The organism is Streptomyces boninensis (genome assembly GCF_048572725.1).
Classification (GTDB): Bacteria; Actinomycetota; Actinomycetes; order Streptomycetales; family Streptomycetaceae; genus Streptomyces; species Streptomyces boninensis.
This window is the reverse complement of the sequence record NZ_CP183837.1, coordinates 2,660,962-2,677,202: the sequence shown is the minus strand read 5'-3', so window position 1 is coordinate 2,677,202 and position 16,241 is coordinate 2,660,962. Positions and strand designations below refer to the sequence as shown.

Here is a 16,241-nt window from a genome sequence, read left to right as displayed (position 1 = left end):
GAACGTATATCAGATGTGAGATCCCCGCCTGGGGAGAGGTGAGTTGGGTTTTGTGAAATTGACGGGGGCGGAAAAGGCTGCTCGGCGGGTTGCGCGGCGGAGGGCTTTGAGCACGGGTGTACCGAGAGTGAGCGCGAGGATCGCGGTGACCAGGGCCCTTGGCAGGTCCCAACCCAGGGAAGTAGCCAGGCAGTAGGCGATGAAGCGGCCCAGATTATCGGCGAGTGGGTCGCCGGGAACGAAACTAATGTTCGTCGACATTCCGCCAAGGTATGGCCAGCCCTGGAGATTCAGGATCGTCCCATAAGTAATCGCGGAAATTGCTCCGTATGAGGCAAGGAGGATGAGCTCGCGGCGCCCGCGGAGGCGGTCCGCGCCGGGGAGCAGGCCCGCGCCCATCGCTACCCAGCCCATGCCCAGCATTTGGAAAGGCAGCCACGGGCCGACGCCGCCGGTGAGCAGCGCGGAGGCGAACATCGTGACCGAGCCGAGCACGAAGCCGAAGCCCGGGCCGAGGACTCGGCCGGCCAGGACGATGAGGAAGAACATCGGCTCGATGCCGGCCGTGCCTGCGCCGAGCGGGCGGAGGGCCGCTCCTGCTGCCGCTACTACGCCGATCATGGCGATGGCTTTTGCGTCCAGGCCCGAGTCGCCGATGACGGCTACGGCTACTGCGAGGAGGAGGGGGAGGAGGGCGGCGAAGAGCCAGGGGGCGTCCTGGGAGTGCGCCTTGACCAGGCTGGAGTCGGGGGAGGCGAAGAGGGGCCAGGTGAAGGCGGCTATGCCGATGGCTGAGACGAGGGCCAGGGCGGTGGCTGCGCGGGGGCCCAGGCGGACGGGTTTGGCTTGGGTGGTCTTCGCCCAGCTCATGCCGCCTCCAGTGCGCGGGCGACCTGCGGCACCGTCAGCCAGGGGAGGGGGTTGAGGATCTTTGACACCTGGGGGGCGAAGGCGGGGGACGAGACCACGACCTCGGTGGTCGGGCCGTCTGCTACTACCTCGCCCTCGGCGAGGATCACGACGCGGTGGGCGAGTTCGGCGGCGAGTTCTACGTCGTGGGTGGCCAGGACGATGGCGTGGCCTTCGGCCGCGAGCGTGCGGAGGATGGTGGTGAGGCGGGACTTGGCGGCGTAGTCGAGGCCGCGGGTGGGCTCGTCGAGGAGGAGGAGTGGGGGGCTTGCCGTGAGGATGACGGCGAGGGCGAGCGCGAGGCGCTGGCCCTCGGAGAGGTCGCGGGGGTGGATGTCGTCCGGGACGTTCGGGAGGAGGTCGGCGACGAGGGTGCGGCAGGTGCCGGGCGTCGCCTTCGCGTCGTGGTCCGCTGCGGTGCACTCGGCGGCGACCGTGTCGGCGTAGAGGAGGTCGCGGGGGTCCTGGGGGACCAGGCCTGCGCGGCGGAGGAGTTGGGCGGGTTTTGTCTTGTGGGGTGTGTCGCTGCCGCTGAGTCGTACGGAGCCGGCGGCGGGGGTGTGCATGCCGACCAGGGTGCGGAGGAGGGTGGACTTGCCGGCGCCGTTGCGGCCCATGAGGGCGATCGTTTCGCCGGGCTGGATGGTGAGGGTTACGTCGCGGAGGGCTTCGGTGCGGCCGCGGGTGACCGCTAGGTGGTTGGTCTGCGCGGCGGGTCCTTCCTGTGGGCCGGGGACGGGGTTCCGCGACACCACCGAAAAAACGCTGTGGTCGGCTGCCGCCGAGGTCTGGGTTTTTTCGGCGGCGTCGCTCCACCCCGTCCCCTCCCTTGCGCCGGCGGCCGCCAGTCGGTCGCGGAGCGGCTGGGCCTTGCGCCGGGCGTCCCGTACGGAAAGGGGGAGGGGGGACCAGCCGGCCAGCTTGCCCAGGGTCACCACCGGGGGTGCGACCGGGGAGACCGCCATGACGTCGGCCGGGGCGCCCGTGATGGGTGCCTCGCCGGGGCCCGGGAGGAGGACGACCTGGTCGGCGTACTGGACGACCCTTTCCAGGCGGTGCTCTGCCATCAGGACCGTGGTGCCCAGGTCGTGGACGAGGCGCTGGAGGACGGCCAGGACTTCTTCCGCTGCGGCTGGGTCGAGGGCTGAGGTCGGCTCGTCCAGGACGAGGACCTGGGGGTGGGGGGTCAGGACCGAGCCGATGGCTACGCGCTGTTGCTGGCCGCCGGAGAGGGAGGCGATCGGGCGGTCGCGGAGGTCGGCCAGGCCCAGGAGGTCGAGGGTTTCCTCTACGCGGCGGCGCATCGTGTTGGGCGGGAGGCCGAGGGATTCCATGCCGTAGGCGAGTTCGTCCTCGACCGTGTCGGTGACGAAGTGGGCGGCCGGGTCCTGGCCGACCGTGCCGACCAGGTCGGCCAGGTCGCGGGGGCGGTGGGTGCGGGTGTCGCGGTCCGCGATGGTGACCGTGCCGGTGAGGGTGCCGCCGGTGAAGTGCGGGACCAGGCCTGAGACGCAGCCGAGGAGGGTGGACTTGCCGACGCCGGACGGGCCGACGAGCAGGACCAGTTCGCCCTCGGGGACGTCCAGGGTGACGTCCGCGATGGCGGGGGTGGTCGCGCCGTCGTATGTCACGGAGACCTGGTCGAAGCGGATCACTGCGGGGTCTCCTCGGGGGTGGCCTGTGGATAACTTGGGGTGCCGGGAGGGGTGGGCGATAGCCTTGAAGGGGGTTGGCCCCCGGGAGGGCGGGGACTGTTCGGCGGTGCGGGGGCGATGAAGGCCGGCAGGAGCGCCAGGGCGATGCCCGCTGCCGGCAGGAGGGGGAGTTCGGGCGCCGTCAGCGGGTTCACGGACGGGGTCAGGGCCGCGGGGTCGTGGCTCGCCGCGTAGATCATCAGGGCCGCGGCCGGGAGGCCTGAGGCGGCGACCAGCCAGGCGCGAGGGGTCCAGCGGTCCGGGCGGTAGGTGGTGCGCAGGGTGCGGCGGCCGCCGAGGCGGAGGCCGGCCAGGGCGGCGGCCAGGCCGGTGAGGAGGAGGGGGAGGCCGTAGGCCCCGCCTTGGGCCGTCAGCAGTCCGTACGTGCCGCAGCAGATGGCCAGCAGGCCGCCGAGCGTGAGGGCCGTGGTGGTGTGGCGTACGGCGGGGGAGACCGGGTTGGCGCGGCCGTAGCCGCGGGAGTCCATGGCGGCGGCCAGGGTCACGGAGCGTTCCAGGGCGCCTTCCAGTACGGGGAGGCCTACCTGGAGCAGGCCGCGGAGGCGGCGGTCAGAGCGGCCGCGGAGGCGGCGGGCGGCGCGGAGGCGCTGGACATCGGCGATGAGGTTGGGGGCGAAGGTCATCGCCACGACGACTGCCACGCCTGCCTCGTACAGGGCGCCCGGGAGGGACTTGAGGAGGCGGGCCGGGTTGGCGAGGGCGTTCGCGGCGCCTACGCAGATGAGGAGGGTGGCCAGCTTGAGGCCGTCGTAGAAGGCGAAGGCGAGCTGCTCGGCCTTGACCCTGCCGCCCAGGCGGACGCCCTGCGCCCAGTCGGGGAGGGGCACTTCGGGGAGCGTGAAGAGGGTGCGAGTGCCGGGGATCGGGGAGCCGAGGACGATCGCGAAGAGGAGGCGGATGAGGAGGACGGCGAGGCCGAGCTTCAGGAAGGCGGTGTAGGAGCGGGCCCAGGGGGCGTCGGTGCGCCTTGCCGCCACGACGTAGCCCGCGGCGGCGATCAGGAGGCCCAGGAGGAGGGGGTTGGTGGTGCGGGTGGCGGCGGTGGCCAGGGCGAGGGCCCAGAGCCACCAGGCGCCTGCGGGGAGCGAGTTTGACCTTGTGGCTTGCGGTGGGCGGAGACCTTTTCGGCGCTGCGCGCCGGGGCTGTCTGCCTCCGTGGCAGAAGGCATGCGGCCCGGCTCAGGGGCGGGGCGGGTGGGGTGCTGCTTGCCTGTCATGCGCGGCGGCGGCGCAGCTGCCAGACCGTGGCCGCGGCGAGGGCGACGACTGCGGCGGCGCCGGCGAAGAGGCCGACGGACGGGCCGGAGTCGTCCTGCTCGTCCTGGGCGGCCGGCTTCTTCTTCCCGGCGCCCGTGTCCACCGTTTCCGCGCAGCCCGACTTCGGATAGCCGGCGATCGCGCAGATCAGGCCGTCCGAGCCCGTCCGGAGCGGTTTTGCCGTCGTGGCAATCGCGTCCGCGGCCGTGCCGTCCTCCGGCAGCGTCGCGCACTCCGTGCGGGGCTTCGGCGGAGTCGTCTTCGTGGCGGCGTCCTTCGGGGTGCCGAAGTCGATCACGACGGCGACACGCTTCTTGCCGTCGGCCGCCGGAGTGTCCGCGCACGCCGTCTCGAAGGACGGCTTTGTGCGCGGCTTCGCCGCCGAGCCCGAGTCCTCGCTCACCGCGTACCGGAAGCCGATCACATCGCCGTCGGCGGGCCGGGCGATCGCCGGGCCCTTCGTGGCGTACGACCAGGTGTCCTTCTCGGTCTCCCAGAAGGACCAGTAGCGGTACGCGGACGCCGCCCCGGCCGGGGTGGCCAGGAGGGCGGCCGCGAGGACCGCGAGGAGGAGCGGCAGGGCGCGCCTCATGACTGGCGCTTTCGGCGCATGCTGAACAGGAGGCCGCCGCCGATGCCCGCGACGAGGCCGACGGCGATCACGGTGATCACGGCCGTGTTCGAGCCGTCGTCGTCGCTGTCGTCCGCCTTCGTCTCGCCGCCGGTGGCGCGCTTGGTGGGCTGCGGGCCCGCGGCGTTCAGGGCCTCGACCGTCTTGGCGGGCGGGGTCTCGCCGGTGGCCTGGGCGGCCAGGACGAGCATGCCGAGGGCGGCCGGGGTGGTCTTGGACCAGGCGGCGGAGTTCTTCTCCAGCCAGGCGTACGGCTTCTTCGCGGCCTCGGTGTGGCCGCCCGCGGCGAGGGCGAGGATGGCGACCGCGGTGGCGTTGTTGTCCGGGGACTTGCCGTCCATCGCGCTGATGAGGTGGCCGGACTTGGCGAGCTTCTTGTCCAGGTACGCGGCGGCGCCCTCGGCGGCGACCGTCGGGGCCTCCTTCTTGGCGCAGTCGGGGGCCTTGACCGGCTTGTCGGCGTTGGGTGCGTTGACCGCGAGGCCGGAGCCGAAGCCGGCGAGGGTGGCGGCGGCGGTGGCGTAGTCGTTGGCGTAGAGCTTCTTGTTCTTGTCGGGCTGGAAGGTGTACGCGCCCTTCTCGGCCGGCTTCGCGTCGCAGGGGAGGCGGAGGGCGGCGAGGGCGTCGTACGGGGACTTGCCGGTCTTGACGACGCTTGCCGGGCGGGCGCCGGTGGCGGTGAGGGCGCCGATGACGACGGCGGTGGAGTTGGCGTCGGAGGGGGCGCCCGCGTAGAAGGGCCAGCCGCCGTCCTTGTTCTGGCTGGTCTTGAGCCAGCCGATCGCCTTCTCGACGGTGCTGCCGCTCTTGCCGGTGGCGGCGAGGGCCTGGACCGCGGCGGCGGTGGCGTTGGTGTCCAGCTTCTTCGCGTCGCAGGCCTTGGCGGTGTCCTTGCGGTACGACATGTAGGCGCCGTTGTCGCACTGCTGGTCGCGGAGCCAGCGGGTGGCGGTGGCGCTGGGCTCGTACCCGGTGCGCTGCTGCGCGAGCATGGCGATCGAGGTGCGCCAGACGCCGTCGTTGGTGGGGTCCTTTTCGCCGTAGAGGCCGTCCTTGGAGGCTGCGGCGCTCGCCGCGGGGGCGAGGGTGACGCAGAGCGCTGCCGCGCTGAGGGCGGCGATGAGGCCGGTACGACGTATGGGAGCCATGGCGGGGTTAGTGCCTTTCGTGGTCGGCGGGCGTCGCAGCTGGACACGGCGCCGTCACTCTCCGCGCGGGCGCGGGGGCACCGGCTCAGCTCCGTATTCCTCGACGGGTTCGAGCCTGCAGTGCCCCCAGCAGGTGCTCCGGCTTTACGGTTGCGGGTCAGCGCCGGAGTCGCACCGGCTTTCCCCGCGAGGGGCGGGTTGGAGTTTACCTGCGGGTCAGGTGCGGGTGCACCTTGCTAGGGTGTAATACATGACTCATGGTGTGGACCCTTACGAGCTGCGTGTCGGTGTCCCCTCGGTCGAGGTCTTCCGGCGGCTGCGTACCGATGCCGGGATGTCCGACCGGGCGCCCGAGGCGGTCGAGATCGGGCTGCGGAACACCTGGCACGGCGTGGTGCTGCACCACGAGGGCGAGCCCATCGGCATGGGGCGGGTCGTCGGGGACGGGGGGACCGCCTTCCAGATCATCGACATCTGCGTGCACCCGGCGCATCAGGGGCGGGGGCTGGGCAGGCGCATCATGGCCGCGCTCACCGAGGAGCTCGACCGGCGGGCGCCCGCGACGGCCTATGTCTCACTGATCGCGGACGGGCCCGCGCGCTTCCTTTACGAGAAGTTCGGCTTCGCCGATGTGGCCGGGCATGACTCGGTCGGCATGTATCGGATGTGACGGGCGCATCATCCAGACGTCGATGGGGTCCTCGGACTCCGTGACGAATCCGTGGCGCTCGTAGAGGCGGCGGGCGGGGCTGCCCTGCAGGACCTGCAGGCGTACGGTGGCGGCCGTCTTCCGCAGCAGCTCGCGCAGGACGGCCGAGCCCAGGCCGCGGCCCTGGTGAAACGGGGCCAGGTAGAAGTTCTCCAGCCAGTGCGTGCCGTCGTCGGCGGCCGGGCGCAGCGTGACGCAGCCGCCGAACTCGCCGGCCACCGTGATGACCCACGTGTGCCGGGCGGAGAAGTTGTCCCGCAGCCGCTGCCGCACCCGGTGCTCGTCGTACCGCCCCAGCCGCTCCAGGTCCCGCCGCAGCACCGCGGCGCGCAGGTCCGCGATCGGTTCGATGTCGTCCGTCAGCGCGGCGCGCAGCCCCCAGTCCATGGCCCGGAGTATGCCAACGGCCGCTACACCGCCGCGTACCGCACCGGGTCCGAGCCCGGCACCGCCTCCGCCAGGCCGCGCTTTTCCAGGCGGCGGACGTGGGCTTCGGCTTCCGAGACGGCGATGTTGCGGGAGCCGAAGCGGATCTGCTCCCAGGGGCGGTTCCACTCCATCGCCACCGCCAGCTCCCAGGCCGTGCGCGGCTCGGCCGCCAGCAGGCGCCGGATGTCCTCCAGCCGCTCCTCGTGGTGCGCTAGCAGCGCGGCGACCCGCTCCGGAGCGCCGGTGAAGGCGTGCTGGTGGGCCGGGAGGACTTCGGCGGGGGCCAGTTTGCCGACCCGCTCCAGGGAGGCCAGGTAGTCGCCCAGCGGGTCCGTTACGACCGTGTCGTCCGGGTCCTCGTACAGGCCGATGTGCGGGGTGATTTCCGGCAGCAGGTGGTCGCCGGAGAAGAGGCGGCCGTTGCCGGGGAGGTTGGCCGGGTGGTCCTCTTCCAGGTGCAGACAGACGTGGCCTGGGGTGTGGCCCGGCGTCCACACCGTGCGCAGCCGGCGGCCCGGGAGGTCGAGCAGCTCGCCCGGCTCGATGTGGCGGTCGGGCAGCGCGCCGCGGAGGCCGGGGACCGCGCGGGCCTTGCCCGACGCCAGCATCTCGCGGAGGGGCGCGATGTGCTCGTCCGGGGCGCCGGCCGCCGTGAGCTTGCCGATCATGTACTCCATCCAGATCGCCGGCTGTGCCGAGCGGCCGCGGCGTACCACCGCCGCATCCGCCTCGTGCATCGCGACCCAGCAGCCGGACGCCTCGCGGGCCTTCTCCGACAGGCCGTGATGGTCGGGGTGGTGGTGGGTGATCAACACGCCGTGCAGGTCCGCCACTTCGGTGCCGCACTCGGCCAGGCCCGTCACCAGCGCGTCCCAGGAGTCGGGGTCGTCCCAGCCCGTGTCGATCAGCACCGGGCCGCGGTCGGTGTCGAGGAGATAGATGAGGGTGTGGCCTAGCGGGTTGTCGGGGATCGGGACGGGGATGCTCCACACTCCGCCACCGTGAGCCTGCACCTGCACGTCGGTTCCCCTCTGTAAGTAGAACTGGTATCAGTTTTAGCTGAAACAGCGTCAGGTTAACCCTCATTCCCGGGAGGCGGATCGATGAGCGCCCTCGTCGAGCACGAGCAGCTCTATATCGGGGGCCAGTTGGTCGCCCCCGCGGGCCAGGACACCATCGAGGTGGTCTCCCCGCATACGGAGGAGGTCATCGGCAGAGTGCCGCACGCGTCACGGGAGGACGTGGACCGGGCCGTCGCCGCCGCCCGCAAGTCCTTCGACTCCGGCGTGTGGGCCGACCGGCCGCTGGCGGAGCGGATCGAGGTGGTCACCCGTATCAAGGACGCCTTCGCGGTCCGGTACGAGGAGATCAGCAAGGTCATCAGCACCGAGAACGGCACCCCCATCACCGCGGGCGCCATGATGCAGGGCCTCGCGTCGATGATGGTGTGGGACGCGAACATCAATATCGCCCGGGACTTCACCTATGAGGAGCGGCGGCAGGGCGCCATCGGTTCGATCATGGTGCGGCGGGAGCCGGTCGGCGTCGTCGCCGCTGTGGTGCCGTGGAACGTGCCGCAGTTCACCGCCGCCGCCAAGCTCGCGCCCGCGCTGCTGTCCGGGTGTTCGGCGATTCTCAAGGTGTCGCCCGAGACGCCGCTGGATGCGTACATCCTCGGTGAGATCTGCGCCGAGGCCGGGCTGCCGGAGGGGGTGCTCTCCATCCTTCCCGCGGACCGCGAGGTGAGCGAGTACCTGGTCGGGCACCCCGGGGTCGACAAGGTGTCCTTCACCGGGTCCGTCGCCGCCGGGAAGCGGGTCATGGAGGTGGCCTCCAGGAACCTCAGCCGGGTGACGCTGGAGCTCGGCGGGAAGTCCGCGGCGGTCATCCTGCCGGATGCCGATCTCGACGCGACGGTGGCGGGGATCGGGCCGTTCGCCTGGATGATCAATGGGCAGGCGTGCGTAGCCCAGACCCGGATCCTGGCGCCGCGCAGCCGGTACGACGAGATCGCGGAGCGGTTCGCCGCGTACGCCTCCGGGCTCAAGGTCGGCGATCCGCTCGACCCGGAGACCGAGGTCGGGCCGCTGGTCGCCAAGCGGCAGCAGAAGCGGTCGCTCGACTACATCGCCATCGGGCAGGAGGAGGGCGCCAAGGTGCTCACCGGCGGCGGCCGGCCCGAGGCGCAGGAGAAGGGCTGGTACGTCGAGCCGACGCTCTTCGGCGACGTCAGCAACAGCATGCGGATCGCCCGCGAGGAGATCTTCGGCCCGGTCATCAGCCTGCTGCCGTACGAGGACGAGGCGGAGGCGCTGCGGATCGCCAACGACTCCGACTACGGGCTTTCCGGCAGCGTATGGACCGGCGACACTGAGCGCGGAATCGAGATAGCGCGGCGGGTGCGCACCGGGACGTACAGCGTGAACACCTTCAGCATCGACATGCTGGGGCCCTTCGGCGGCTACAAGAACTCCGGCCTGGGGCGGGAGTTCGGGCCCGAGGGGTACGCGGAGTACCTGGAGCACAAGATGATCCACCTGCCCGCGGAGGGATGAGGCGTATGGGAGACCGCTGGCGGGTCGAGGTGGACCGGGGGGTGTGCATCGCCTCGGGGATGTGCGTCGGCACGGCGCCGGACGACTTCCGGCTCGACGGTGCCCGGCAGTCGCACCCCGTGGCGGAGGAGACGGACGCCTCGGAGGACATCCTGGCGGCCGCCGAGAGCTGCCCGGTGGAGGCGATTTCGGTGCGGCTGCTGGGGACGGACGAGGCGGTGTTCCCGCCGGACGACTGATGCATTTTGCATGATTTGGACATGACAGTCGCAGCGTCACCTGGTGACAGCTGCGACTGTCGGCGTCCCCCCACGGCGTGGAAATGTTTTGTTCCACGCCGGGCCTTGGGGGGCTTTCATGGACAAGCGGTACGAGGTCTTCTGCCTTGCCGACGAGTGCTTCTACGAGACCCCGGACCGGGCGGCGCGGCGCAGCAGCGGCCTCTTCGAGGCGGCCGAGCGCCCGCTGCCAGAAGGCTGGCTGCGGGCCACGGCGGGAGACTGGCTGCAGTTCACGCCCGAGGGCGCGGAACTGCCCGCGCAGGGCTGGAAGATCCACGTATCGGCGACGCTGGACAACGCGGAGAAGATCGCCGCCGAGGTGTGGGACTACTGCGTGCAGCGGCGCATCGCGTTCAAGTTCGTGCCGGGCCGGCGGGCGCTGCACCTGCGCAACTCCAAGTACGCGGCCCGGTCCAACAGCGGGAAGTTCGCCACCCTTTACCCCGCGGGCGTGCCCCAGCTGCGGCAGATCCTCGGCGAGCTGGGCGCGCTGCTGGCCGGGCAGCCCGGGCCGTACGTCCTCACCGACCTGCGCTGGCAGGAAGGGCCGCTGTATGTGCGCTACGGCGCCTTCGCCAAGCGGCACTGCACGGACGACAGCGGCACGCTGGTGCCCGCGATCGAGGGGCCCGACGGGACGCTGGTGCCGGACCGGCGGGATCCGGCGTTCCAGGTGCCCGAGTGGGTGACGCTGCCGGGCTTCCTGGAGGAGCAGGTCGCCGCCCGTAACGCCGTGACCTTCGCCCAGGTGCCGTACCGGGTGCGGCGGGCGCTGCACTTCTCCAACGGCGGTGGGGTGTACGCGGGAACCGACGAGCGCACCGGCGAGCAGGTGGTGCTCAAGGAGGCCCGCCCGCATGCCGGGCTCGCCGCCGACGGCGCCGACGCGGTCGCCCGTCTTGAGCGGGAGCGGGCGGCGCTGGAGCGGCTCGCAGGGCTCGATGTGGCGCCCGGGGTCCGCGACTTCTTCACCCTCGGAGATCACCGCTTCCTGGTGATGGACTACCTGGAGGGGCGGACGCTCAACGCCTTCTTCGCCGAGCGGCATCCGCTGCTCGCGGCCGACCCGGACCCGGGGGAGGTCGCGGCGTACACCCGCTGGGCGCTGCGCATGCACGGCCTCGTCGAGGAGGCGATGGCGGCGGTGCACGAGCGCGGCATCGCCTTCAATGACCTGCACCTGTTCAACATCATGGTGGCGCCCGACGAGGAGGCCGTACGGCTGCTGGACTTCGAGGCGGCCGCGGACGCGAGCGAGGAGCGGCGGCAGGCGATGGCGCACCCGGGCTTTATCGCGCCGTCCGGGCTGCGCGGCTTCGCCGTGGACCGGTATGCGCTGGCGTGTCTGCGGATCGCGCTGTTCGTGCCGATGACGTCGCTGCTGGCGGTGGACCGGGCGAAGGCGGCGCATCTGGCGGAGGTGGCGACGGAGCAGTTCCCCGATGTGCCGGGGGAGTTCTTCGAGGAGGCGGTGCGCGTCATCGAGGGGCGGGGCGGCGAGGGACACGGCGCCGAAGGGCGGCCGGGCGAGCGGGCGCGGCCTGCCGGGCGGCGGCGTCGCCGGTATCTGCCCGTGCCGCTGCCGACAAGCCCCGCCGGGTGGCCCGCCGCGCGCGACGCCATGACCGCCGCGATCCTCGCCGCCGCCACACCCGAGCGCGACGACCGGCTCTACCCGGGCGACATCGCGCAGTTCGGCGACGGCGGCGGGCTCGGCATCGCGCACGGCGCGGCCGGCGTCCTGTACGCCCTGCGCGCCACCGGCACCCGGCACCCGGAGGGCGAGGAGTGGCTGCTCGACCACGCCGCCGCGCCGCCGGAGGGCACCCCGCCCGGGCTCTACGACGGGCAGGCAGGCGCCGCGTACGTACTCGACCTCCTCGGCCACCGGGAGCCCGCGCGGAAGGCGCTGGGCCGGCTGCTCGAAGAGAAGTGGGAGCGGCTGGGCCCCTCCCTGCATGGCGGCCTCGCCGGACTCGGCCTGGTCCTCGGCCACTTCGGGCTGGAGGCGGAGGCGTTACGGGCGGCCGAGCTGCTCGCGGACAGGTCGCGCGAGCAGCCCGGCGGCCCGGCCGGGCTGCTGTACGGCGGCAGCGGCGCCGCGCTGCTGTACCTGCGGCTGCACGAGCGCACCGGTGACACCGGACTGCTCGACCTCGCCGAGAGCGCGCTGCGCCGCGACCTCGACCGGCTCGTACCGGACCGGAGCGGGGCGCTGCACGTCGACGCGGGCGACCGCACGCTGCCGTACGTGGGCGAGGGCAGCGCCGGGGTGGCGATGGTGCTCGACGACTTCCTCGCGGTGTCGCACCGGGAGTTCGCGGACTTCGGGTCCGCGCGGGCGGCGATCCTGCCCGCCGCGTGCGGGCGCTACTACGCCCAGCCGGGCCTCTTCAACGGCCGCGCCGGCATGGTGCTGCACCTCGCCCGCACCGGCGCCCCGCCCGCCCGGCTGCGGGCGCAGGCCGAGGCGCTCGGCTGGTACGCGATGCCGTACGGCGGCGGCCTCGCCGTCCCCGGCGACCAGATGATGCGGCTGTCCATGGACCTGGCCACCGGCACCGCCGGCTGTCTGCTCGCGCTCGGCGCGGCGTACGGCGGTGCCGGCACGGCCGACCGGGCCCAGCTGCCCTTCCTCCCGCCACCGCGCGCGCCGCGGGGGCCCCAGGACCGGCCCCGTCTCCGGACGGGGTCGTAAGGAAAACCGCTCTCAACCGAACGAAGGGACACCGTCATGACACTTCTCGACCTGCAGATTCTGGAGACGCCGGAGACGACCGGTGGCGGCGGCGGCAGCAACGTCAGCCTGCTGCTTTGCGACAAGCACAGCTCCCACAGCAACATCCTGTGTCTCTGACCGGTAGCGCGTGAGCGTCACCGCTGACGACAAGGCCCCGGGCGCAGCCACCGGCCGCCCGGGGCCGGCGCGTGCGCTGCTGCGGGCGGCGATACGGGCGCGGCTCGGCGGAGCCGCGGGCATCGCGCTGTGCTCGGTGCTCGGCGCCGGAGCCGCCCTCGCCCTGCCCGCGGCGCTCGGCAGCGCCCTCGACCGGGTGCTCGCCGGGCGCGCTTCCGCGGGGCCGCTGCTGCTGTGCGCCGGGCTGATCGCGCTCGCGGCCGCGGTGGAGGCCGCCGAGGGGCTGCTCACCGGCACCGCGAACGCCCGTACCACCGCCTGGCTGCGCACCGGTCTGCTGCGCCGGCTGCTGGCCGCCGGGCCCGTCGCCACGCGCCGGTTCCCGGCGGGCGACCTGGTGGCGCGGCTGGTCGGCGGCGCCGCGCAGGCGGGCACCGCGCCGGCGGCGGTCGCGGGGACGGCGGCCGCGGTGCTGGCGCCGCTCGGCGGCTTGGTGGCGCTGGTCGTGATCGACTGGCGGACGGCGCTGGTCTTCGCGGCGGGGCTGCCCGTACTGGCCCTTCTGCTAAGGGTTTTCATAAGGGAGACAGGCGACAGCGCCGCCCGCTACCTCGAGGTCCAGGGCGACGTCGCGGCGCGGCTGAGGGAGGCCGTCGCCGGCGCCCGCACCATCGACGCGGCCGGCACCCACGCCCGCGAGGCCGCCCGCATCCTCGCCCCGCTCCCCGACCTCGCGCACGCGGGCCTGCGCATGTGGCGGGTCAACGCCCGCTCCACCGCCCAGGCCGCCGCGCTGCTGCCGCTGCTGGAGCTGGCGGTGCTCGCGGTGGCGGGACTGCGGGTGGCGGACGGCGCGCTGAGCGTCGGCGAGCTGCTGGCCTGCTGGCGCTACGCGGTCCTCGCCGCCGGGATCGGCTCCCTCACCGGACAGCTCAGCGCGCTCGCGCGGGCGCGCGCGGCGGCGGGCCGACTGGCGGAGCCTTCGCGGCTGCCGGTGCCCGGGTACGGGAGCCGGTCCCTGCCGGACGGCTCCGGGACGCTGGACTTCCGCGGGGTGACGGTGCGCCTCGACGGCCGCGCGGTGCTGCGGGACGTGGACCTGACGGTGCCCGGCGGCGCGGCGGTCGCGATCGTCGGCCGCTCGGGCAGCGGCAAATCGGCCCTGGCCGCCACCGCCGGAAGACTGCTGGAGCCGGACACGGGCACCGTGCTGCTGGACGCGGTGCCACTGACGGAGCTGAGCCGGGAAAAGCTACGGGAGGCGGTGACGTACGCCTTCGAACGCCCGGTGCTGCTGGGCGGGACGGTGGAGGGGACGATCGCTTTGGGTGGGGTGATGGGGTCCGGTGGCGCCTTGCCGGAGGAAGGCGGCCTGCTAGCAGGAGGAATCTCGCGGACGGATGGCGGCGGGCGGGTGGCGGAGCGCGTACGTGAGCCGGCGGTCGTGCGGGCCGCGGCGCGGGCTGCGCGGGCGGAGGCGTTCATCGCTCGGCTGCCGCATGGATACGGCACGCAGTGCGCCGCGCTCCCGCTCTCCGGTGGCGAGCGCCAACGCCTCGGCCTGGCCCGCGCCTTCACCCGCACCCGGGCCCGGCTGCTGATCCTCGACGACGCCCTGTCCAGCCTGGACGCGGTGACGGAGGCGGAGATCCGCGAGGCCCTCCGTACGGCGCGCGGCGGCGCGACGCGCCTGGTGACCACGCACCGGGCCGAGACGGCCGCGGCGGCGGACCTGGTGGTCTGGTTGGACGGCGGCCGGGTGCAGGCCGTGGGCCCCCACGCGGAACTGTGGCAACGCGGCGGGTACCGGGAGGTGTTCGGCGGATGAGCGCGCGGGCGGGCGGCGGAACGGCAGCCGGAACAGGCGGCGGCCTGCTCCCGCAGGGCCTTCGCTTTCTGCGCCGCCGCCCGCGCGTCCTCCTCCGGCTGGCCGGGTGGTCGGCGCTGGAGGGCGGGCAGACCTTTCTCTTCGGATACGCGCTGGCGCGGGCGCTCGACGACGGATTCCTGGCCCGGCAGCCCGCCACCGGCCTCGCATGGCTCGCCGCCGCCGCGGTCGCCGCGATCGCCGGGGCGTACGGCACCGGGCGCGCCTTCCACGCCGTCGCCGGGTTGGTCGAGCCGCTGCGCGACGCGCTGGTGCGGCGCGTGGTCGGGCGGGCGCTCGGCACCGCCGACCCGGGCGCCGTGTCCCGGCTGACGCACCAGGTGGAGATCGCGCGGGACACGTTCGCCGGCGTGGTGACGGTGGCCAGGTCGTTCGTGTTCACGGCGGCCGGAGCCCTGGTCGGGCTGGCGTCGCTGGCACCGGTGCTGCTGCTCGTGGTCGTACCGCCGCTGGCCGCGGGGCTCGGCCTCTTCCTGGCGACGCTGCGGCCGCTGGCCAGGCGGCAGGAGGCGTTCCTGGCGGCGGACGAGCGGGTGGCGGCGGAACTCGGCGCGCTGGTCGACGGTTTGCGCGACGTCACCGCGGCGGGCGCGGAGGCGTGGGCGGAACGCGATGCCGCGGCGGGGATCGCGGCGGAGACCCGGGCGGCGGAGTCGGCGGCCCGCTGGGGCACGCTGCGGGTGCTGGCGCTGGCGGTGGCGGGCTGGCTGCCGCTGATCCTGCTGCTGCTCACCGCACCGTGGCTCCTCGGCCACGGCGCCACCCCCGGCGCGCTGGCAGCCGCCATCGCCTACGTAACGCAGTCCCTGCTCCCGGCACTTACCGCCCTGATGCAGGGCTTCGGCGCGGCGGGATCCAGGCTGGCGGTGGTCCTGCGCCGCCTGACGGCGGGGACCGCGCCGTCGCCTGCCGCGAACGCGAACGCGGGCGCGGAGGCCGGGCCGTCGCCCGTCGCGAACGCGGGCACGGTTGGTGCGGCGAGGCCGGCCCGCCCTTCGCCTGCCGCGGACGCCGATGCGGACGGGACGGCTGCGGGGCCTCCCCCGCACGGAGCGGAGCGCCGGTTGCGGCAGCCGCTCACCTCACCTGCCCCCTCCGCCGACCGCCGCGCAGCCCGGGCGGGGGCGCATCCCGGGGCGAGCGACCACGCCCCGGCCCCGGCCCACCGCGGCGGGCCTGCCCCCGCCATCCGCCTGCAGCGCGTCACCTTCGCCTACGGCGCCGCCGCCGAACCCGTGCTGCGGGACTTCTCCCTCGACGTCCCAACGGGCGGCCGGCTGGCCATCGTCGGCCCCAGCGGCATCGGAAAGTCCACCCTCGCCGCCCTCATCGCCGGAACCCTGACCCCGGACCGCGGCACGGTCCTCCTCGCCGGGCAAGCGGTCCCCGGCACCGCGCGCACCACCGCCCCCACCCCGGCCCCCGACCCCGCCCGCCTCGCGCGCCGGCGCGTCCTCGTACCGCAGGAGGCCTACGTCTTCACCGCCACCCTCCGCGACAACCTCTCCTACCACCACCCCACCCCGCCCCCCGACCCCGAACTCCTCGCCTCCTGCACGGCCGTCGGCGCCGCCGACCTTGTCGCGCGGCTCGGCGGGCTCGACGCCGTCCTCCGCCCCGGCCCCCTCTCCGCCGGCGAGCGCCAGCTCATCGCGCTGGCCCGCGCGCACGCCGCCCCCGCTCCGCTCCTCCTGCTCGACGAGGCCGCCTGCCACCTCGATCCGGCCGCCGAGGAGCGCGCCGAGCGCGCCTTCGCCGCGCAGCGCCATCGCACCCTCGTGATCGTCACGCACCGCCTCGCCTCCGCCAGGCGCGCCGAGCAGGTGCTCGTCATGGACGGCCGCGGGCAGCCCAGGCTCGAT

Annotated in this window: 13 protein-coding genes, 1 pseudogene and 1 riboswitch; of the genes and pseudogenes, 7 read left to right on the top strand and 7 right to left on the bottom strand. The window is 73.7% G+C overall.

Features of this window, described 5'->3' with window-relative positions; translation table 11 throughout:
• Positions 1 to 9: 9 nt before the first annotated feature.
• From ACNNMR_RS12070 to ACNNMR_RS12050, 5 genes are read right to left on the bottom strand one after another with little or no spacing between them, the layout of a single operon-like run.
• Positions 10 to 870: an ECF transporter S component gene (locus ACNNMR_RS12070; protein ID WP_419994571.1), complete on the bottom strand. Its 861-nt coding sequence runs from the start codon at positions 868 to 870 to the stop codon at positions 10 to 12.
• Positions 867 to 2,564: an ABC transporter ATP-binding protein gene (locus ACNNMR_RS12065; RefSeq protein WP_419994570.1), complete on the bottom strand. Its 1,698-nt coding sequence runs from the start codon at positions 2,562 to 2,564 to the stop codon at positions 867 to 869. Before ACNNMR_RS12065 ends, ACNNMR_RS12070 begins: the two co-directional genes overlap by 4 nt.
• Positions 2,561 to 3,793 carry a CbiQ family ECF transporter T component gene (locus ACNNMR_RS12060; protein ID WP_419994569.1) on the bottom strand — a complete coding sequence of 411 codons (1,233 nt, stop codon included), beginning with the start codon at positions 3,791 to 3,793 and terminating at the stop codon, positions 2,561 to 2,563. The genes ACNNMR_RS12065 and ACNNMR_RS12060 overlap by 4 nt, the downstream gene beginning before the upstream one ends.
• Before the next feature lie 44 nt (positions 3,794 to 3,837).
• Complete coding sequence (locus ACNNMR_RS12055; RefSeq protein WP_419994568.1) at positions 3,838 to 4,473, bottom strand: SCO2322 family protein; 636 nt, start codon at positions 4,471 to 4,473, stop codon at positions 3,838 to 3,840.
• On the bottom strand, positions 4,470 to 5,660 hold the full coding sequence (locus ACNNMR_RS12050) for a hypothetical protein (protein WP_419994567.1): 1,191 nt from the start codon (positions 5,658 to 5,660) through the stop codon (positions 4,470 to 4,472). Before ACNNMR_RS12050 ends, ACNNMR_RS12055 begins: the two co-directional genes overlap by 4 nt.
• Positions 5,661 to 5,770: 110 nt before the next feature.
• A riboswitch (cobalamin riboswitch) is annotated at positions 5,771 to 5,878 on the bottom strand.
• Positions 5,879 to 5,910: 32 nt separating this feature from the next.
• Here ACNNMR_RS12050 and ACNNMR_RS12045 point away from each other — a divergent pair.
• Complete coding sequence (locus tag ACNNMR_RS12045; RefSeq protein ID WP_419994566.1) at positions 5,911 to 6,330, top strand: GNAT family N-acetyltransferase; 420 nt, start codon at positions 5,911 to 5,913, stop codon at positions 6,328 to 6,330.
• Here ACNNMR_RS12045 and ACNNMR_RS12040 read toward each other — a convergent pair.
• On the bottom strand, positions 6,235 to 6,756 hold the full coding sequence (locus ACNNMR_RS12040) for a GNAT family N-acetyltransferase (protein WP_419994565.1): 522 nt from the start codon (positions 6,754 to 6,756) through the stop codon (positions 6,235 to 6,237). The two genes, ACNNMR_RS12045 and ACNNMR_RS12040, sit on opposite strands and share 96 nt — an antisense overlap.
• Positions 6,757 to 6,779: 23 nt before the next feature.
• Entirely contained in the window at positions 6,780 to 7,790 is a 1,011-nt protein-coding gene (locus ACNNMR_RS12035; RefSeq protein WP_419994564.1) for an MBL fold metallo-hydrolase, read from the bottom strand.
• Positions 7,791 to 7,901: 111 nt separating this feature from the next.
• Between ACNNMR_RS12035 and ACNNMR_RS12030 the strand changes: the two genes are divergently transcribed.
• The 6 genes and pseudogenes from ACNNMR_RS12030 to ACNNMR_RS12005 form a co-directional block, all read left to right on the top strand.
• Positions 7,902 to 9,353 (top strand): aldehyde dehydrogenase, encoded by a 1,452-nt coding sequence (locus ACNNMR_RS12030; RefSeq protein ID WP_419994563.1) that lies wholly within the window; start codon positions 7,902 to 7,904, stop codon positions 9,351 to 9,353.
• 5 nt (positions 9,354 to 9,358) lie between these two features.
• Entirely contained in the window at positions 9,359 to 9,592 is a 234-nt protein-coding gene (locus ACNNMR_RS12025) for a ferredoxin (RefSeq protein WP_419994562.1), read from the top strand.
• Between the two features lie 118 nt (positions 9,593 to 9,710).
• Positions 9,711 to 12,332, top strand: a complete 2,622-nt coding sequence (gene lanKC / locus ACNNMR_RS12020; RefSeq protein WP_419994561.1) for a class III lanthionine synthetase LanKC — start codon at positions 9,711 to 9,713, stop codon at positions 12,330 to 12,332.
• A gap of 36 nt (positions 12,333 to 12,368) precedes the next feature.
• Entirely contained in the window at positions 12,369 to 12,491 is a 123-nt protein-coding gene (locus ACNNMR_RS12015; RefSeq protein WP_419994560.1) for a SapB/AmfS family lanthipeptide, read from the top strand.
• Positions 12,492 to 12,501: 10 nt separating this feature from the next.
• Complete coding sequence (locus ACNNMR_RS12010; RefSeq protein WP_419994559.1) at positions 12,502 to 14,319, top strand: ABC transporter transmembrane domain-containing protein; 1,818 nt, start codon at positions 12,502 to 12,504, stop codon at positions 14,317 to 14,319.
• Positions 14,316 to 16,025: pseudogene (locus ACNNMR_RS12005) on the top strand (ATP-binding cassette domain-containing protein); the annotation flags it as partial. The gene ACNNMR_RS12010 and the pseudogene ACNNMR_RS12005, both read left to right, overlap by 4 nt.
• Positions 16,026 to 16,241: the final 216 nt, after the last annotated feature.